This is a genomic window from Carnobacterium sp., assembly GCF_040274945.1.
Classification (GTDB): domain Bacteria; phylum Bacillota; class Bacilli; order Lactobacillales; family Carnobacteriaceae; genus Carnobacterium_B.
Map to the genome: position 1 here is coordinate 69,181 of NZ_JBEMAR010000010.1, position 19,181 is coordinate 88,361.

Here is a 19,181-nt window from a genome sequence, read left to right on the forward strand (position 1 = left end):
TAAGCAATTCGACAGTTGTCTATTATTTAATAGGTGATTTCATTATTTTTTGTCATACAAAAAGAAGCTGAAATTATATTTTCAGCCTCTTTTTGCGATCTATTTTAGAAAAACAACGTCTTACAGTTGTTCTTCTCCTTCATTTCCATACCAGTCAAAGTGGAAAGTTCCAGCTTTATCTGTTCTTTCATAAGTGTGTGCTCCGAAATAATCACGTTGTGCTTGAATGATATTTGCAGGCAGATCAGCAGTACGATATGAATCATAATAAGCAATTGCTGAAGAGAACGTTGGGATAGGTACACCTGATTTAACAGCGATACCAATCACATCACGAACAGAATCTTGGTAATTTTTAGTGATATCCATAAAGTAATCATCCAACATTAAGTTTTTAAGATCTGCTTTGCGATCATAAGCATCTGTAATTTTTTGCAAGAAACGAGCACGAATGATACAACCGGCACGGAAAATTTTAGCTATCTCACCGTACTGTAAATTCCAATCATACTCTTCACTAGCTGTACGCATTTGTGCAAATCCTTGAGCGTAACTCATGATTTTACTGAAGTACAAAGCTTGTCTAATTTTTTCAACTAATTCAGCTTTTTCGCCTTCAAATGAATAGCTAGCAGGTTTTGGTAAAACTTTGCTTGCTTCAACACGTTCTTCTTTTAAAGCTGAAATATAACGTGCAAAAACTGATTCCGTGATCAATGGAAGTGGTACACCCAAATCTAATGCACTTTGAGATGTCCATTTACCTGTACCTTTATTTCCAGCACGATCTAAAATGATGTCGACCATTGGTTTTCCAGTTTCAGGATCTTTTTTAGTTAAAGCTGTTGCTGTGATTTCAATTAAGAAACTATCTAATTCGCCTTTGTTCCATTCAGCAAATACTTCAGCTATTTCTTCAACTGATAAACCTGCAACATTACGTAATAAGTGATAAGATTCAGCAATCAATTGCATATCACCATATTCGATACCATTGTGGACCATTTTAACGTAATGTCCTGCTCCATTTGGCCCGATATAAGTAACACAAGCTTCACCGTCTTCAGCTACAGCAGCAATTTGTTCAAGGATAGGTGCAACAAGATCATAAGCTTCTTTTTGCCCACCTGGCATAATAGCTGGTCCTTTAAGTGCACCTTCTTCTCCACCAGAAACACCTGTTCCGATAAAGTTCACACCTGATTCTGCTAGCTCTTCACTGCGGCGAATTGTATCTTTGAAGAAGGTATTTCCTCCATCAATCAATACATCTCCTTCATCAAGATGCGGCAATAAAGATTGGATGGTTGCATCCGTTCCTTTACCTGCTTGTACCATTAATAAAATACGTCTTGGTTTTTCAAGAGAATCCACAAATTCTTCAACTGTACGAGTCAATACTAATTTCTTACCTGGATTTTCTGCAATAACTGCTTCTGTTTTAGATGTTGTACGGTTATAAACTGACACGGAATATCCTCTGCTTTCAATGTTTAAAGCCAAATTTTTCCCCATAACAGCCATTCCAACTACACCAATTTGTTGCTTACTCATATTTATTTGAACTCCCTTCTCTTCAACCTCTATTTAATTAATTATTATTTCTTTGTCCCTTACTATCCTAGCAAAAAAAGCGAGAAATGAAAAGTTGTTTCATATATTCTGTTAACTTATTTATTTTCTCACTCAAGTTACATCCATTTTTCAAGTTAAAAATACGACTTATACACTTTTATTCGAAAAAATGCGGTTTCTTTTGAGTGAAAGTACATTTTTCCATCTAACAAAAAAACACTTTTCACCTTTTTTCATCCTGCTTAGTGTAAACTATGGAGTAGAGTAGAGTTTATTTCTTAATCGTATCTTCTATTAATCTTATTTCAAGGAGCGTTTGCCATGATTCATTCTTATTATACAACAGCCAACGGTAAAGTTATTCATGACACTGATTTTACAAATGTGGAGTGGCTACACCTATCTAATCCAACACCTGATGAAATCAATCGAGTAATTAAACATTTTGGGTTCCCAAAAGACTACCTTTCTAGTGTTCTGGATCCAGATGAGGTTTCAAGATATGAAAATTTAGAATTAGATGAAAGCGAGAGTTCTTCATTAGCAATGTTTCTTTATCCATTAAAAGTAACCAGTAACTCAAGCGATAGTGAGTATGTTACCAGACCTTTAGCAGTTATTATGACAGCTAAAACCGTTATTACAGCTGCTGTTCATACCCCTGATTTTATTTCAAATATGATTGAGAATAAGCCGAACTTCCCAATATCTAGTACAAATCAAGAACAGTTTTTACTTGATATTGCTTGGCACATTTCTTCTGATTATATTACTTATTTAAAAGAAATTAATGCTAAAATCGAAAAATTAGAATATACGATTACAAAGACTTCCAAAAACCGTCAATTATTTGTTTTAATGTCTCTACAAAAAAGTTTGGTCTATTTTAGTACTGCCATTGAAAGCAATCATCCGATTTTCAAACGTTTAAAAGCTATCGAACGTTTTAATACAGATAAAAACATTCTTTCCTTTTTACATGACGTTGTGATTGAAAATCAACAAGCCGAAGCAATGATTCGCCAATCTAATAAAATGTTAGAACAACTCAGTGCTATCTTTTCTTCTGTTATTTCAAATAATTTAAATAATATTATGAAAGTATTAACATCCATCACTATCGTTTTGACCATCCCAAATATTATCGGAGCACTTTGGGGAATGAACGTGACCCTCCCATTTGAAGACACTCCAGGTGCGTTTTGGATACTTTGCTTCATCAGTCTTGCCATATGTGGATTAACTGTTTGGATACTAAGAAAAAAAGATTATTTTTGATAGCCTATTGATTCCTTCTGCTTATTTGATGTAAACTATAAGAAATATCCATATGAAAGTGGGGGATTACCTCGTGGCTACAAAAAACAAAAAATCAGTCTCTAAAACACAACGTTTCACTAAAGTGTTTGTCTGGATTATGCTGATTGCAATGTTAGGTACAGTTTTTCTAACTCTTATTTCCACACTAATTACTATGAATTAAGTCCCACCACATCAATCGATTGAATAAATCGGTTAATGTGGTTTTTATTTTAGAATTTGGAGGCAACCAATATGACAAATTTTGATAGACAAGCGAATAACACTCAAACCGCTACCTTTAGTATGGGATGCTTTTGGGGACCCGATAGTCGTTTTGGTCATCTCCCTGGCGTCCTTCGAACACGCGTTGGTTATGCTGGCGGTACTTTACCTAATCCTACCTATAGATCCATTGGAGATCATTCTGAGACGCTAGAAATTGATTTTGATCCTGAGGTTATTTGTTACTCAGATATTTTAACTTTATTTTGGGACAGTCATGATGCTGTTAAAGACCGCAACTATAAGGGGCGTCAGTATCTTTCACTTTTGTTTTATCATAATTCCGAACAGCAAAAAATTGCTGATGAGGTCAAAATTAAATGGGAAAAGAAATACAATAAGCAAATACAGACTGAACTTCTCCCTTATACTCATTTTTATCGAGCAGAAGATCACCATCAAAAATATTTTATGAAACGTTATCCTAAGGCTCTTGAGGCAGTAAGCAATCTTTTCCCAACTTACACTGATTATATTGATTCAACGATTGCTGCTCGTCTAAATGGTTTTGTTCGAGAATACGGTCTTTTATCGGATATCAAAAAAGAACTCGAATTTTGGGGGTTGAATGACAGTGAAAAACACACTTTACAGAAGCTACTTACAACTATTCGATGGTAAAACTACCACTTCATACTTCTATACCTGTTCTGATAAAAAGAATCCTTTAACCAACGGACTAAAAAGTTCGTTGGTTAAAGGATTCTTTACTTTTAACTCAATTGCTTTTGCTTTTGTTTTTCTGTTTCAGCTAAAACAGTTAATTCTTTAGCATGTTCTAAAGTCAATTTTGTGATTTCAGTACCTGCTAACATACGCGCAATTTCTTCAATTTTTTCTAACGATACTAAAGAATTGACGTGTGTTTTTGTACGATCATTTTCCACACTTTTTGAAATGTATAAATGGTTATCTGCCATCGCAGCTACTTGAGGCAAATGCGTAATGCAGAGGACTTGAGAATGAACAGCTACCATATAAATTTTATTTGCAATCGCTTGAGCAACTCGTCCGCTGACACCGGTATCTACCTCATCAAATATAATACTAGTGATGCCTTGAGATTTAGAGAAAATGGTCTTCATAGCTAACATCATGCGAGATAATTCTCCTCCAGAGGCTACCCTAGCCAAAGGTTTTAACGGTTCACCCATATTTGTAGCAATATAGAACTCTACCTCATCAAAGCCAGACTCATGCGCAACTTCACTCAGAAAATCTTGAATCGGTTTAAAAAATTGAACTTCAAACACCACTTTCTCCATATACAATTCTTTTAACTGTTCATGAATGGCTTGTTCAATCTTTTTGGCTACCACTCTACGTTTTTCAGAAAGTTCGCTACCTCGTTTAATCAATTCTTCCGATAAACTGGATAACTCTTTTGTCATATTCGTCAGATGATTTTCACGATTCATAATTTGATTTAATTCTGCCGCAATTTTTTCGTAATATGCCTTGATTTCTGCAATAGAATCGCCATACTTACGTTTTAATTGTTTAATGCTTTCTAATCTTTTTTCAATTTCATTAAGACGATCTTCATCATACGCTGTTTGATCCATTTCTCTTAAAATATCACTAGCAGCTTCTTGAAGCTGAAAGTAACTACTTGAAATTGCTTCTGACAAGATTTTGTATTTTTCATCTATTTCTTCAATAGAATTCATTTCAGTCATGGCATTTCCAATCAAGTCAATCCCATTGACTTCATCTCCTTGCAAAGCATCATAGCTCATTGATAATGCAGACATAATTTTTTGATAATTAGCTAACAAATTTTTTTCTTCTAACAGCTCTTCTTCCTCACCATCAAGAAGTTCAGCCATTTCAATTTCATTTGTTTGGTACTGAAGCATATCTAACCGTTGTGCTAATTCTTGTTCTCCATTTTGCCATTTATCAAAGGCTTTTTTAACTTTTTTATAGTCTGCATAAGTTTCTTGATAATTCTTTTTTAACATTACTAATTTCTGATCACCGAAATGATCTAACATATTTAAATGACGTTCTGGATTCATTAATTCTTGGTGTTCGTTTTGTCCGTGAATATCAATGATCGATTCTCCAATTAAACGCAAAGTAGCTATCGTTACTAAACGACCGTTGATTCGACAAACATTTTTACCACTACGATGAATGTCACGCTGAATAATCACACTGTCTTCTTCACTGTCAATATCATAGTCTTTTAGTAATTTATAAGTAGTGGAATTTCCTTCTAATGAAAATAACGCTTCTAGAACACATTTAGTTGCACCATGACGAATAAATTCACTGGATCCTCTTCCACCTGCAAGCAGCCCAACCGCGTCAATAATAATCGATTTCCCTGCTCCTGTTTCTCCGGTTAAAACAGTCATACCACGATTAAAACTAAGATTCAAATCTTGTATGATTGCAAAATCCTTAATTGTTAATTCCTGAAGCACTGTTTAACACCTCCAATACTTCTTTCTTGATTGCTTAAATTAATTGTATAAAATGATTTTTCAACTGGAGTGCTTCTTCATTTGAACGACAAATAATCAATACTGTATCATCTCCTGAGATAGCTCCAAAGACACTGTCAAAATTTGACGTATCAATTAAACTGCCTAGAGCAAAAGCATTTCCAGGAATGGTTCGAATGAGCAGAAAACAATCTTGCGTATCCATAGAAACAAAAGCATCTTTAAATAAACGTTCCAACTTTTTCGATGTATCATATTGAATATCAGGCGGTAAACTATATTGATATCCTCCTGTTTGAGAGGGAACTTTAACTAATTGGAGTTCTTTAATATCACGCGAAATAGTTGCTTGTGTTACTTCTATACCCTTTTCTTCTAATATACGTACAAAGTCTTCTTGTTTTTCAATAACATTTTCTTTAATCAACTCTTGTAACAAATGATGACGTTCTCTCTTTTTCATGTTTCCACCTCATTTTCATAACCACTATTATTCATTTAATACACCTATCATAGCGTACTTAATTCAGATAGAAAAGAAAAAATAAAAGAAATCAAAACAAAAAGCTCTAAAAATTAAAAATAAAATACGAATGTACCAATTTTAGCTGGTACATTCGTTATCTTATTTTTTTTCATTTTTTAGTGTAGCATATGCCTCTCTTAAAACAGATTCTATTTCGACAGATTCAGCAAGGTCACCTTTTGTTTTGTCATTCCATTTTAAATGAGCTAAAAATTCAATGTTGCCTTCTCCACCTGTAATAGGAGAGAATGTCAAATTCAATACATCGTATCCAATGTTTGTTGCAAATGAAAGCATGTCTGTCAAAACTTGCTCATGAACTTGTTTATCACTGACGATTCCTTTTTCACCAACGTCTTCACGATGTGCTTCAAATTGAGGTTTGATCAAAGCCAGTACATCTCCACCAGAAGCAATAATATTCTTTAAAACGGGCAAAATCATACGTAGCGAAATAAACGAAACATCAATAGAAGACAGATTGGGTCTGCCTTTTGAGAAATCTTCTGGTTTACAGTACCTAAAGTTCGTTTGCTCCATTACTACGACCCTTGGATCTTGGCGTAGTTTCCAGGCTAACTGATTCGTCCCTACATCTAAAGCATAACTCAATTTAGCTCCGTGTTGCAAAGCCGCATCGGTAAATCCTCCCGTAGAAGAACCGATATCTAACATAATTTTGTCTTTAATTGTCACATCAAAAAATTTCATAGCTTTTTCTAATTTGAATCCACCACGACTGACATACCGAGATTTTTTCCCTTTTAAGTGAAGCTTCGTCTCAGAAGGAATTTTTTCTCCAGCAGTATCAACCCGCTCTTCTTTTTCTGTGTATACCTGACCAGCCATAATAACACTTTTAGCTTTTTCAATAGACTCTACAAGGCCTTGTTCGACTAAGAGGATATCTACTCGTTCTTTTTTCATGTGACGGTTCCCACCTTTTTAATCGATTACTAAAAGATCAATAATTTCTACCAGTAAATTAATTTGGACCGGTCTAGCTGAATCTCGACTAATTTGTTCTACAGTCAGTAAGTTTAATTTTGCAGCTGCTAACTCTTGGTTCAAAGCTTTTTTAGCTCCTTCAAGTGTCAACAAACCTGGATAAGTACTTTTATTGTGTGCTGCATCCATTCCAGTGTTTTTGCCGATTTCTTCTACATTTCCGATCACATCCAAAATGTCATCGCGAATTTGATAAGCTAATCCAATATGTTCAGCGTACCCCATCAATTGTTCTTCCACTTCTGTTGCTGCGTCAGCAATCACACACGCGGCGTAAATAGGAAATTTTAACAATTCACCTGTCTTGTTCCGATGAATAAATTGCAATTCTTCCAAGCTTAAGTCTTTCGTTTCACCTTGGATATCCGCCATTTGCCCTAAAATCATACCTTCTGGGCCTGCTGATTTTGCTAATGCTAGAATTAATTTCACCTTTTTTTCTGGTGAAGCATCTGATGCAGCAATAATTTCAAAAGCTTGTGTTAACAAAGCATCACCAGCTAAAATTGCTGTATCTTCACCATAAACAATATGACTTGTCGGTTTTCCTCTACGCAAATCATCATTATCCATAGCTGGTAAATCATCATGAATCAAGGAATACGTGTGGATAAACTCTAAAGCAGCACTCACGGCATATCCTTTTCTAATGTCGCCGCCCAACGATTGAATCGTTGCTAAAAGAAGCAAAGGTCGAATTCTTTTTCCACCAGCTTCCAAGGAATAAAACATGGCTTCATGCAATGGTTCTTTTTTAGTTCCATTCTTCCTAATATATCCAAGCATTTCCTCTTCAAAAGATGGAATCACATTATTTTTAAATGACTTTAAATTCATATCGACCCTCTTTTCTTAATTACTTTCACTTTCATCTTCATCTTCAAATAATTTTTCTTTGCCGTTTTCATCTACTATTTTCGTTAGGGTTTGTTCTGCATTTTGTAGAGTTTCCTTACAAAATTTACTTAAACTAACTCCTTTTTGAAATTGATCCAACGCTTCCTCTAATGGAACATCTCCACGTTCCAAGTTTGTTACGATTTCTTCTAATTGCTGCATAGCTTCTTCAAATTTTAATTTCTTTGCTGTACTCATTTAGATTCCTCTTCTTTCTTTATCACTTTTGCCTCAAAACTTCCTTTGTGCAAATGAATGTGTATCTTATCTTCTACTTTAACTTGCTTACTATCTTTAATAACTTTTCCATCTTTTGTTGCATAACTGTAGCCGCGATTCATAATTTTTAAAGGACTTAAATAATCCAGCGATTGAACAGCGTATTGAAAACGTTTAGTCTGATTTTCCATATACCATTCCATTTGAGTCGTCAATTGCCTATTCATCACGCTTAAGTCACTATGCTTTTGTTTGACTAACTGTGTCGGATTTTGTGCGTTTAACTGAAGCATATGAACATTAAGGTCGTTTTTTAATTGTTGATTTTTTTCTTCCATTGCTCGAACGAGCCTTTCAGTCAACAAATCTAACTTTTGAGCATACCCTTCATATAACCGCTGTGGTTGATTAAAAATATAAGAATTTAACTGGCTCGTTAACCGTTGATTTAATATTTCCACTTTTCGCGCATAACTTTGAACAAGCCGCAATTTTAATTGTTCAATTTTGATCAATTCATCAGACAACAAAGGAACAGAAATTTCTGCTGCTGCAGTTGGAGTTGCAGCACGCACATCTGCCACTAAATCAGCAATGGTCGTATCTGTTTCATGCCCTACAGAAGAAATGATCGGTGTTTGTGCTTCAAATATCGCACGTGCAACTTTTTCCTCGTTAAAAGGCCACAAATCTTCAATCGAGCCTCCACCACGTGCAAGGATCATTGTGTCAAAATCACCTTTTTCCTCTACCATGCGGATACTTGATACAATTGCATCTGCCGCTTTATTTCCTTGTACAAGAGTAGGATAAATAACCAATTGAACAATAGGAAATCGTCTCTTTATCGTAGTCATAATATCTCTTATGACTGCACCGCTTGGGCTCGTTACTACTGCAATTCGTCTAGGAAAAGTGGGAATCAATTGTTTTGGTGCATCAAAAAGTCCTTCTTTTTTTAATTTTTTCTTCATCTCTTCTAAAGCTTGATACAGAGCACCAACTCCATCTGGCTCCATATGTTCAATCGTTATTTGATAATTTCCGCTTGCCTCATATAACGAGATCCGTCCAATAACCAGTACTTTCATTCCTTCTTCAGGAGTAAATTTAAGTTTTTGGAAAGCTGCTTTAAACATGATTGCAGAAATTTTGGCATGATCATCTTTTAAACTAAAGTATTGATGAGCATTTGCCCTATTTCGAAAGTTAGAAATTTCTCCTGTCAAATAGATTCGTTCTAAATAAGGATCCCGTTCAAATTTTCGTTTAATGTATTTAGTCAATGCGGTGACCGTCAAGTAATCATTTGACAATTTATTCACTCCTCTTAGCAGCATTGCATAAATTGAAAACAACTTTTTATTTGTTGTTTTTAATTATCGTTAAATCTGGCTTATTTCCAGCCTTTTTAATAACGAATCTTATGCCTTATCTTTTTTTGATAATGCGCCAATTTTTTTTGCACTTTCAATCGTTTGATAAAGCAACATAGTAATAGTCATAGGTCCTACACCTTTAGGAACTGGAGTTAAATAACCTGCAACTTCAGCTACTTCGTCACTTTTGACATCACCGATCAATTTTCCGTTTTTATCACGGTTCATCCCTACATCAATTACTGCAGCACCTGGTTTAATAAATTCTTTTGTTACAAAATGACCTCTTCCAATTGCTACAATTAAAATATCAGCCGTACGGGCTAGTGCAGCTAGATTTTTAGTTTTAGAATGAGCAATAGTTACCGTAGCATTCTTCATCATTAATAGTTGAGCCATCGGTTTTCCAACGATATTGCTACGTCCTATCATGACTGCTGTTTTACCATCAATTTCTACCTGATAACGTTCCAACAGTTTTATAATACCATAAGGTGTACACGGTATCTTATCTGGTTTCCCTATTAGTAATTTCCCCATATTCATAGGATGGAAACCATCCACATCTTTTACCGAATCAATTGCATTTACTACTTTATCTGAATCAATTTGTTTTGGTAATGGCAATTGCACTAATATACCATGAAAAGCTGGGTCTTCGTTATAGTGATTGACTTCATTTAATAATTCTTCTTCTGTTATATCTACTGGATAGCGTTTAACGAGTGAATGAAACCCTAATTCTTTTGCACGTTTTTCTTTGTTTCTTACATACGTTTGACTTGCAGGATCTTCACCAACTAATAATACAACTAAACCAGGAGTAATTCCTTTTTCCTTGAGTTGATTGACATCTTTTTGCATTTCAATCGTCATTTCATCGGCCAATGTTTTACCACTCATGATTGTTGCGCTCATAAAGAATCCCATCCTTTTCATCTCACTTAAGTAACTAAACTTTACCCTATCTATCTTATCATAAGAATTAGATCAGATACACCCTCAAATCTGTCTCGTGAAATTTTTTATACAGTGTCGCTTATGCAAAAAAAAACAGTGAAAACAAAGCTTATTCAGCTTCATCTTCACTGTTCTCATTTACTATGTTTGCTAAAACACCATTAACAAATTTTCTGGATTTTTCATCACTGTACTTTTTGGTAATTTCTAGTGCTTCATTCAGCGCAACTCTGTCTGGTACATCTGAAACATACATCATCTCAAAGATTGCAATTCGAATAATCATTAAATCTGTTTTAGCCAGACGATTTAGGGACCAATTCTCTAAGTGAGCTTTGATTTTTTCATCGATCTCATCTTGTTTTTCCATTACACCTGATACAATTAAATCTAAATAACTTGGTATCAGAACTGTTTCAACTTCATCAGCTAACTCATCTTCACTAGTCAACGCTTGTTGCATAGCTTCTTCTTTAGATAAATCTTCATTAGCAGAAAGTTGAAAAAGTGATTGTAAGGCTTTTTCTCTAATATCACGTCGTGTTAAACTCACTATTCGTCACCATCTTCTTCTTGATCAAGATCTAATAATTCTTGTAATTCTGTTTTTTCTGGGACAATTCCTACAATATGAACATTTACTTCAGCTAATGTTATATCTGTCATTTGTAACAATTGTTCTCTTACTTTTTCTTGAATTTCTAAAGCAACTTTTGGTACCGATACGCCATAAATAAAGTAGCAATAAATATCTACTTTCAAGCCATCTTCATCAGATGTTAAATGGACACCTTTTTTGTGGTCTACTCGACCAAACAATTCAGAAACACCAGAAGCAAGTTTTCCTTGCATTGCATAAACTCCATCTACTTTGTTTGCAGCAATACCAGAAATCACTTCAATTACCTCAGGAGCTACTTCAATTTCTCCAAGTGTACCTTTAGTATCATTTATTGCAACTGTCGATTCTTCAGCCATTTGGCAAACCTCCTATATTTACTAATTTCATTTTAAAACCGAATGATTATGCACGAGAAACGTAAGAACCATCTTGAGTATTAACAATTAACACGTCATCCACATTGATAAAGAAAGGGACATTTACGGATGTTCCAGTTTCTAAAATTGCTGGTTTTGTTCCACCTGAAGAAGTATCCCCACGAATACCAGGTTCAGTTTCAGCTACGCGCAATTGGACTGTATTTGGCAATTCAACACCTAATACTTCTGTATCATACATTAAAATGTGAACTTCCATATTTTCTTTTAAATATTTCAATTCCTCAACAATAGAATCACCTGGTATTTCTATTTGTTCATATGACTCATTGTCCATAAATACATATGCGCCAGCACTTTCATATAAATATTGCATTTTTTTATTATCGATTTGTGCTTTTTTAACTTTTTCTCCTGCACGGAAAGTTTTTTCTTGTACTGCACCAGAACGTAAATTTTTAAGTTTAGAACGTACAAAAGCAGCACCTTTACCTGGTTTTACATGTTGAAAATCGACAACACGCCAAATTGAACCGTCTACTTCGATTGTTAAACCTGTTTTAAAATCATTTACTGAAATCATTTAATTTCCTCCTATGAGTCCGTTCCTATTTTCTATATAAGTGTATCATTTTTTCAGTGTTCTGCCTAATAAATTGTCGATTTAAATCACGTTATAATATGATAAGTTCTTTTGGAGAGTGAGTGATGACTTCATTTCCATTTTCAGTAATCACTAAATCGTCTTCAATTCTTAATCCGCCAATGCCTGGCAGATAAATTCCGGGTTCATTGGTAATGACATTACCAAGTACAAAACGTTTTTCTGCTAACTTAGAAACGTTTGGTCCTTCATGAATTTCTAATCCAATACCATGTCCTGTTGAATGGCCAAAGGCTTCACCATAACCATATTTAGCAATATGGTCGCGAGCAATAGCATCTAATTGAACACCAGTCATGCCTGGTTTAGCTGCATCATTAACTTTCAATTGTGCTTCTAATGTAATAGCATAAATTTCTTTTAACTTTTCGCTTGGTTCACCTACTGCAATTGTTCTCGTCATATCCGAAACATACCCTTCATAGTAACAACCAAAATCCATTGTTACAAAATCGCCTGTTTCAATCTTCTTATGACTTGCTACCCCATGGGGCATGGCTGAACGAATGCCGCTGGCAACAATCGTTTCAAATGAAACCCCAGTTGCACCTAGACCGCGCATATGAAAATCTAATTGATTAGCTACTTCAATTTCTGTCATTCCGGGTTTGATTTCTCCTAAAATATACTTGAAAGCTGCATCAGAAATAGAACAAGCTTTTTTAATGGTTTCAATTTCAATTTTACTTTTAACTTCTCTAAGTTCTTCAATCAATCCAGTTATAGGGATCAATTCACCTGAAATAATTTGTTCTAGTAATTCAAATGTACTAAACGTAACAAAATCCTGTTCAAAACCTAACTTTTCAATTCTATTTTCGTCTACTAATCTTGCTACCTCATTAAAAATTGGCCCCACATTAGTAACGATTTCAAATCCTACCGCTTGAGTTGCTACTTGTTCAGTATATCTAAAATCCGTCACAAAATAAGCTTTATCCAGTGTAATCAAGCTTAAACCTGTTGTACCTGTAAAGTTTGAAATATAACGCAAATTATAAGGACTAGTTACTAATAATGCATCAATCCCTCTTTTTTTCATGCCTTCACGTAATTTAATTAATTTAGTCACTATTCCTCACTCCTCCTCTTATATGTATCTAATCTATTGGTTGAATTAGCCGCTTCTATTCAAATAGTATATCAAATACGACCACAAAAAGAAATAACCTCATCTAAGCTTCCAATGAAGTTACTTCGGTTTCTTTTATAGTTACTTTTCAAGTGGTGAATCTTGTTTTGATTCTTTTTCTTCTTTGACCTTTTGTTCTTCAGTTGTCTGTGGAGTTAATTCGACTTCTAGCTGTTTTGAAAACACATCTTTAAGCGTTCCATTTAAGATAAATACATTTCCCTCTTTTCGTTGAATAGTCACTATTCCATTAGGAAATGTAACGATTCCTTTTCGAATTTCTTTATCTATCTCATATTGACTACTGAGCTCCATTTTAGCTAAAATCAGCATACTTTCTACTTCATAATAGTGTTTCGTCATTCTTAACTGATTCATTTGATTCTCAAAAACTCTATTTGTACCTAAAATCATGATGCTCATTAGCAAAAGAAATACCATTACAGATGGCAATACCGCACCTTTTTCATTCATCTTGAATACCCACTAGATTAGGCTCAACACCTAGTTGCGCATGATAAGTCTCTTGATTTAAAAAAGTTACTGTTATCTCTAAAAATGAATTTTTTTGAACAAAGTTAATCGATTCTACTTTCATCAACATAGGATGATGTCCTCCCGATCCCGTTCGACGTCTAACTAAATTATCATATTTTTCATAATAAACCATCTCTTTAAATTGGCCTTTCTCATCCAGCAATTTAAACTGGAGTTCATTAGGTTTTGTATTGACCAAAACCAGTCCTTCCAAACTATATTCAAATTGATTTAAGAACATATGCCATTCAAGCTGCCGATCTTCGAAAGTCTGTTTACGAATCGTTTTGTATTGAGTTGTGACAACATTTAAGAGAGCAATACAAAGGACTAAGATAAATAATGCTACTAATGCTTCTATCAATGTAAATCCTTTTTGATTAAGGGCTGGACGCTTGAAACGAGCGGACTTCAATGAAAATTTCTTCGTTTTCATAGTTTATCCGTACTCCTTTTCGACTACTGTTTGTCAGTGAATTGATGGTATAAAACTTTCCTCCTGTTTTCCAAGTAGTATCTATTGCATGGTTCTGTTCGATTTTTTGTATTTGTTCATACTGGATACGGTGCATTTCAACGGCTGTTTTTTCTGCATCTACTTTTTTTAGCATGCCTACAATGAACGGAATATAACTGGCAATGCACAAACTCACTAAAGAAAAAGCTACTAAACTTTCAATCAATAAATATCCTTTTTGATTTAGTTTCTTATTGCCATTTATATCGACCACTTCCTAACTGAAAAGTCATTGTGTGTCTTTGTTTGTTGATAAAAAAAACCAATGTATCAAAATTTCTTAAGTTCCCAGTAAAACCATTAAAATAATACGTTTTATACGTAGGGGTTGTAATCGTTTCTGGTAAATAAATCAGTTGATTCAATACGTTCTTCTCATCTCCAATAACTTTAAATTGAACTGTCTTATATTGAGAAGAAACAGTCATCATGGTTACTTGTCCAGATAAAACAGCATAATTTTGAATAGCTGTCATCTGACTTTGAAATTCTTCAATAAATAGCTGATTTTCTAATTGGTCTTTAGTTTCATTGGTATAAATTGTTGGAATCAGGACTAAAACAGTTGCTACAAATAAAACAAGGAGCATCTCAAGAAGCATCATTCCCTTTTCGTTTAAAGGTTTCATTCTTTTTTGCTCGAGTTTACGACACCATTCGTAATAGTAATAGATTTTGCAGTGGCTTGTTTCACTTGTTTAGCAGATAAATAGCCTTGCTGCTGTAATGAATCTAAGGAAACAGCCTCTTGTTGACCATCTAATTCATAAAGCTCTACTTGCGTTTGGATAACAGTCACTAAGGCTTCTATACCTTGAACGTCAATAGAATCTTTTTGTTTCACTATATTTGGAACGATAAGGAGCATCAATACTGAAATAATAAATAAAACCATTACCATTTCAATTAGTGTAAATCCTTTTTGATTCAGTATTTTTTTCTTCTTCATAAAATTCCCTCCATCATTGAAAACGTTGGCAATAATAAAGCTAAATAAACACACATAATAAAAAAAGCAATAATTAGAAAGATGATCGGTTGGATGTAACCAAGTAACTTTTGAATTTGCACTGTTAATCTTAATTGACAATCTTGGGCATACACAGCTAATTCGATTCCTAATCGACTGGTCGCTTCGCCATGCATGATGATAAACCCTAATTCACGATTAAAAAAAGTAAAGCTGCTCATCGATTCTTTAAAATCTCGCCCTGCTCTCAGCTCCTTTTCCATCTTAAAAGCTACTTCTTGCATCAATTGAGTTGTTTCCTTCGTCTGCATCAATTCAATAATCTTATTCATTTGATGACCACTCTTTAATAATTGGCTCCATTCATAGCTAAATAAATTTGTGTAGTAGAGTCTTAATAATGTTGAGAGAATCGGAATTTTCATAAATAGAACGGTGCGTTGAAGTGCAGTCTGTTTCCCCAACTGGTGACGAATCACTAGAAACATTAGACAAACAAACACAGTAAGCAAGCCTAGAAAGGTTGGAAAGTAATAAATAAATCCTATTGAAAATGTATTAATAATAGAACCCTGATTCGCATTCATTTGTTCATAATTGGGTAGTATCATAAATCGAATAGCCATTAAAATACCAATCATAAACAGCAATAAAAAAATAGGATACTGCAACAATTTTGTTAATTGACTTCGCTGTTTCTCTTTTTCTTCTAAGTAGTTCCCGCTTGCTTCCAATGCTTCTGTCAGATTTCCATGGATAAAAGATAAATAAATTTGAGAAGAGATTCGTTCAGAGAAACCATGTTTTTTCAAACTATTGTCAAACCGTTCTCCATTTTCTAGTTCTTCAAGAATCGATTGAATCCATTGGACTTCTTTTGGTAAAATCATTTTCAAAAATAACAACGCCTCTTTTAAAGAGAACCCTTCTGTCATCAGTGCAGAAAGTTTATTTAAAAATGCTGCCTGTACAGCCATTGATTTCTTTTTAAGGAATCTGGAATTGAATATAATTTTTTTCACTGACATAGCCATATGCGTACGCCTTTCTTAATAATAAGTTAAAAGACCTTGTTTGCTTTTCTTGGATTTCTTCTTCTGAGTGTGTCTGAGCGAGAAATTGTTTGAGTACTTTTCTCGATAAAACGTCATATAAAATCGCTCTTTTTTCATATAGATTATTGTGTGTGCATCCAGGGTCACAGTCTCCCTTACAAAAAGGACAATATTTTGGGATCAACTTTTGAAATACTACACCGAGCAACGTTTGTTTTAGTTGTTCTTGTGTTACACCTAGTTCTAACAGACGAGAAACAACCCCTACAGTATTCTTAGCATGAACGCTTGCGATTATCAGATGTCCGGTTAGAGCACCTCTAATAACCATTTTTGCTGTTACTTCATCTCTTATCTCACCAATAATAATGGTATCCGGATGGTGCCGTAAACTAGACTTTAAAAGGGTCTCATAAGTAATTCCAGCTTTTTCATTCACTTGTGTTTGTAAAAACAGCGGTTCTTCAATTTCTACTGGATCTTCAACCGTGATAACTTGTTGCTTACTTATCAAATAGCTTTCACGAACAAGTTGATACATCGTTGTTGTTTTTCCTGATCCGACTGGTCCGGAAAATATCAGCAATCCGCTATTAAACTGAGCCAATTGCTCGATCACTTGTACTTCCTTTTTAAAATAGGTTGTTTTCAATAACGATAAATGAGCAGCTGGATTTAAAATTCTGATTACCATCGATTCTTGAGCGCGAAAATTTGTGATTGTTGAAAATCGTAAAGCTGTAGGCTCTCCATTCATTAGCACTTGTGAAGCTCCACTTTGAGGTTTTCTTCGCTCTCCAACATCCATATTTGATAAATACTTAAAATAAGAAATGACCCGTTTCCCGTTTTCTTCGGGTACACTATTCCAAAAACTCATTTTTCCACCAATTCGAAAATACAAACTGTAATGAAGTTCTTCAGGTAAAATATGGATATCGCTTGTCCCTATTTCTTGAGCTTTTACAATAATATATTGAGCAAACTCTTCAATTTCCATTCTTATTCCTCCTTTCCTTTTAGTTCTTTTAATGCTCTTAGTTTAAATGTATGTAAATGACAAAGAATTTCGTTATTCTTTCTACTGCTTTATATGCAAAGAAATCCGTGCCTTTCTATAATTGCTAGAAAGGCACGGATTTCTTTTAAATTATTATTATAATTCAGCGTTGTGGAAGACTTCTGACACGTCATCATCTTCTTCAAGTTTGTCAATCATTTGATTAAATAAGGCTTTTTTATCTTCCGGCAACTGAACCGTTGTTTGTGGAATCATCGTTACTTCAGCTTGCGCTAATGTATAGCCTTCTTTTTCTAAAGCGTCACGCACATCTGGTAAATCAGAGGGGTCAGTATAAATTTCAAATACTTCATCCGACGTTTCCATTTCATCTCCGCCAGCCTCTAAAACGCTCATTAGCATCGTATCTTCATCTATATCTAATCCTTCACGTTCGATTGCGATATACCCTTTGCGATCGAACATATAGCTAACAGATCCTTTTTCACCTAATGAACCGCCATTTTTATTAAAAGCCACACGAATATTTGTTCCAGTACGGTTTAAATTATCCGTTAACGTATGTACCAAGACAGCTGTCCCTTTTGGTCCATACCCTTCATAAATAACTTCATCATAATTCTCATTTTCACCTGTTGCGCTACCTTTTTTTATGGCACGTTCAACATTATCATTTGGCATATTATTAGATTTAGCTTTGTCCATCACCATACGTAATGAAGGGTTCAAGTTTGGATCAGGCCCACCACTTTTTACAGCCATGTATATTTCTCTTGATATTTTTTGAAATATTTTTCCGCGTTTTGCATCTTGAGCATTTTTACGCCCTTGGATATTACTCCATTTTGAATGTCCTGACACTCCAAACTCCCCATTTCATAGTATAAGTGTAATAAGCTAGAATAAATAGCCCTACTTATTTTATCAAAAATCCTGTTATAGAGCAACTATTCGTATGTATTCGCTACCGTTTAGATTTTTTAACTGATCGTTTTGTCTGTTTCTTTTTAGAAATAAACAAAAAGAATGCCAAAGCTAAAAGAATACTTGTAAGAGCACCTGTCGCGTCTAAAATAACATCTTCCATCAATGGTGTTCGGTCTGGCGTAATACTTTGATGAAATTCATCAAATGCGGCATAACCCGATGCTAATAACCACGCTACAAAGGCTGCTAATCCAATACTCGTCATTTTATTTTTCAATCCTAAAAACCAGCACAATCCTAATAAAAAATAAATTCCATAATGGGCTAATTTTCGAATGAAAAATTCCACAAATGAACTGTATCCTTGGGCGGCAATGCTCACTTCACTACCTGCATAATTAAATTGGATATGGCTTAATACGTCTTTCAGTGGTTCTTTAGCTAAGAAGGTATCTAACACACCTGTTAACGATTGTTCTCCATATGGCTGAGAAGAACTATAGAATAATCCAGCCATAATTATCAGTGCAAGTATAATAAAAAGATTGTCTTTTACAGTAGATCGCATTCTTATTTTCCTTCTTCCTAATTTTTTAATTTATTTCATCCATCATCACGTTATCTGTTTCTATTTTACATGAACTAAAATTGATTTTGGTAGTTATTTTCAAGTCGCTTTATAAAAATTGGCTACTTTAACTTAAAGTTGGTTTTAAAACTACTCCAAACTAGAGTATAATAAACGTATTCAGAACTCG

At 34.4% G+C, this 19,181-nt stretch carries 24 protein-coding genes; 3 read left to right on the forward strand and 21 right to left on the reverse strand.

Annotated features, from left to right (window positions below; genetic code table 11):
* Positions 1-120: 120 nt before the first annotated feature.
* Complete coding sequence (gene gnd, locus ABS916_RS10990; protein WP_013710304.1) at positions 121-1,554, reverse strand: NADP-dependent phosphogluconate dehydrogenase; 1,434 nt, start codon at positions 1,552-1,554, stop codon at positions 121-123.
* Positions 1,555-1,896: 342 nt separating this feature from the next.
* Here gnd and ABS916_RS10995 point away from each other — a divergent pair, with 342 nt between their 5' ends.
* The 3 genes from ABS916_RS10995 (at position 1,897) to msrA (ending at position 3,780) form a co-directional block, all read left to right on the forward strand.
* On the forward strand, positions 1,897-2,853 hold the full coding sequence (locus ABS916_RS10995) for a magnesium transporter CorA family protein (protein ID WP_350451939.1): 957 nt from the start codon (positions 1,897-1,899) through the stop codon (positions 2,851-2,853).
* A gap of 52 nt (positions 2,854-2,905) precedes the next feature.
* On the forward strand, positions 2,906-3,058 hold the full coding sequence (locus tag ABS916_RS11000; RefSeq protein WP_350451940.1) for a DUF4044 domain-containing protein: 153 nt from the start codon (positions 2,906-2,908) through the stop codon (positions 3,056-3,058).
* Positions 3,059-3,129: 71 nt separating this feature from the next.
* Positions 3,130-3,780, forward strand: coding sequence for a peptide-methionine (S)-S-oxide reductase MsrA (gene msrA / locus ABS916_RS11005; protein ID WP_350451941.1), 651 nt, complete (start codon positions 3,130-3,132; stop codon positions 3,778-3,780).
* 92 nt (positions 3,781-3,872) lie between these two features.
* On the opposite strand, the gene recN is transcribed toward msrA, so the two are convergent.
* The 20 genes from recN to ABS916_RS11105 all read right to left on the reverse strand — a co-directional run bounded on the left by recN (position 3,873) and on the right by ABS916_RS11105 (position 18,991).
* Positions 3,873-5,591, reverse strand: coding sequence for a DNA repair protein RecN (gene recN / locus ABS916_RS11010; RefSeq protein ID WP_350451942.1), 1,719 nt, complete (start codon positions 5,589-5,591; stop codon positions 3,873-3,875).
* Between the two features lie 34 nt (positions 5,592-5,625).
* Complete coding sequence (argR, locus tag ABS916_RS11015; protein ID WP_350451943.1) at positions 5,626-6,075, reverse strand: arginine repressor; 450 nt, start codon at positions 6,073-6,075, stop codon at positions 5,626-5,628.
* Between the two features lie 162 nt (positions 6,076-6,237).
* A complete protein-coding gene (locus ABS916_RS11020) occupies positions 6,238-7,065 on the reverse strand; it encodes a TlyA family RNA methyltransferase (RefSeq protein ID WP_350451944.1) in 828 nt (275 codons plus the stop codon).
* An 18-nt stretch (positions 7,066-7,083) separates the two neighbouring features.
* On the reverse strand, positions 7,084-7,983 hold the full coding sequence (locus ABS916_RS11025; protein ID WP_350451945.1) for a polyprenyl synthetase family protein: 900 nt from the start codon (positions 7,981-7,983) through the stop codon (positions 7,084-7,086).
* Positions 7,984-7,998: 15 nt separating this feature from the next.
* Entirely contained in the window at positions 7,999-8,241 is a 243-nt protein-coding gene (locus ABS916_RS11030; RefSeq protein ID WP_350451946.1) for an exodeoxyribonuclease VII small subunit, read from the reverse strand.
* On the reverse strand, positions 8,238-9,602 hold the full coding sequence (xseA, locus tag ABS916_RS11035) for an exodeoxyribonuclease VII large subunit (RefSeq protein WP_502880602.1): 1,365 nt from the start codon (positions 9,600-9,602) through the stop codon (positions 8,238-8,240). Before xseA ends, ABS916_RS11030 begins: the two co-directional genes overlap by 4 nt.
* Before the next feature lie 84 nt (positions 9,603-9,686).
* Positions 9,687-10,559 carry a bifunctional 5,10-methylenetetrahydrofolate dehydrogenase/5,10-methenyltetrahydrofolate cyclohydrolase gene (locus ABS916_RS11040; protein ID WP_350451948.1) on the reverse strand — a complete coding sequence of 291 codons (873 nt, stop codon included), beginning with the start codon at positions 10,557-10,559 and terminating at the stop codon, positions 9,687-9,689.
* A 151-nt stretch (positions 10,560-10,710) separates the two neighbouring features.
* Positions 10,711-11,154, reverse strand: a complete 444-nt coding sequence (gene nusB / locus ABS916_RS11045) for a transcription antitermination factor NusB (RefSeq protein ID WP_350451949.1) — start codon at positions 11,152-11,154, stop codon at positions 10,711-10,713.
* Positions 11,154-11,579 carry an Asp23/Gls24 family envelope stress response protein gene (locus ABS916_RS11050; protein WP_013710293.1) on the reverse strand — a complete coding sequence of 142 codons (426 nt, stop codon included), beginning with the start codon at positions 11,577-11,579 and terminating at the stop codon, positions 11,154-11,156. Before ABS916_RS11050 ends, nusB begins: the two co-directional genes overlap by 1 nt.
* Positions 11,580-11,625: 46 nt before the next feature.
* The gene (efp, locus tag ABS916_RS11055; protein WP_013710292.1) at positions 11,626-12,183 is read right to left on the reverse strand and encodes an elongation factor P; all 558 of its coding nucleotides are present in this window, start codon (positions 12,181-12,183) and stop codon (positions 11,626-11,628) included.
* A gap of 91 nt (positions 12,184-12,274) precedes the next feature.
* A complete protein-coding gene (locus tag ABS916_RS11060) occupies positions 12,275-13,339 on the reverse strand; it encodes a M24 family metallopeptidase (protein ID WP_350451999.1) in 1,065 nt (354 codons plus the stop codon).
* 138 nt (positions 13,340-13,477) lie between these two features.
* Positions 13,478-13,870, reverse strand: a complete 393-nt coding sequence (locus ABS916_RS11065; protein WP_350451950.1) for a hypothetical protein — start codon at positions 13,868-13,870, stop codon at positions 13,478-13,480.
* Positions 13,863-14,369, reverse strand: coding sequence for a competence type IV pilus minor pilin ComGF (comGF, locus tag ABS916_RS11070; protein ID WP_350451951.1), 507 nt, complete (start codon positions 14,367-14,369; stop codon positions 13,863-13,865). Before comGF ends, ABS916_RS11065 begins: the two co-directional genes overlap by 8 nt.
* The gene (locus tag ABS916_RS11075) at positions 14,314-14,664 is read right to left on the reverse strand and encodes a type II secretion system protein (protein WP_350451952.1); all 351 of its coding nucleotides are present in this window, start codon (positions 14,662-14,664) and stop codon (positions 14,314-14,316) included. The genes comGF and ABS916_RS11075 overlap by 56 nt, the downstream gene beginning before the upstream one ends.
* Entirely contained in the window at positions 14,642-15,079 is a 438-nt protein-coding gene (gene comGD / locus ABS916_RS11080; protein WP_350451953.1) for a competence type IV pilus minor pilin ComGD, read from the reverse strand. The genes ABS916_RS11075 and comGD overlap by 23 nt, the downstream gene beginning before the upstream one ends.
* Positions 15,076-15,399, reverse strand: a complete 324-nt coding sequence (gene comGC, locus ABS916_RS11085) for a competence type IV pilus major pilin ComGC (protein ID WP_350451954.1) — start codon at positions 15,397-15,399, stop codon at positions 15,076-15,078. Before comGC ends, comGD begins: the two co-directional genes overlap by 4 nt.
* Complete coding sequence (comGB, locus tag ABS916_RS11090; protein ID WP_350451955.1) at positions 15,396-16,397, reverse strand: competence type IV pilus assembly protein ComGB; 1,002 nt, start codon at positions 16,395-16,397, stop codon at positions 15,396-15,398. The genes comGC and comGB overlap by 4 nt, the downstream gene beginning before the upstream one ends.
* Before the next feature lie 10 nt (positions 16,398-16,407).
* Positions 16,408-17,475: a competence type IV pilus ATPase ComGA gene (gene comGA, locus ABS916_RS11095; protein WP_350451956.1), complete on the reverse strand. Its 1,068-nt coding sequence runs from the start codon at positions 17,473-17,475 to the stop codon at positions 16,408-16,410.
* Positions 17,476-17,631: 156 nt separating this feature from the next.
* Positions 17,632-18,357, reverse strand: coding sequence for a YebC/PmpR family DNA-binding transcriptional regulator (locus ABS916_RS11100; RefSeq protein WP_350451957.1), 726 nt, complete (start codon positions 18,355-18,357; stop codon positions 17,632-17,634).
* Positions 18,358-18,460: 103 nt separating this feature from the next.
* On the reverse strand, positions 18,461-18,991 hold the full coding sequence (locus ABS916_RS11105; RefSeq protein ID WP_350451958.1) for a VanZ family protein: 531 nt from the start codon (positions 18,989-18,991) through the stop codon (positions 18,461-18,463).
* Positions 18,992-19,181 lie beyond the last annotated feature (190 nt).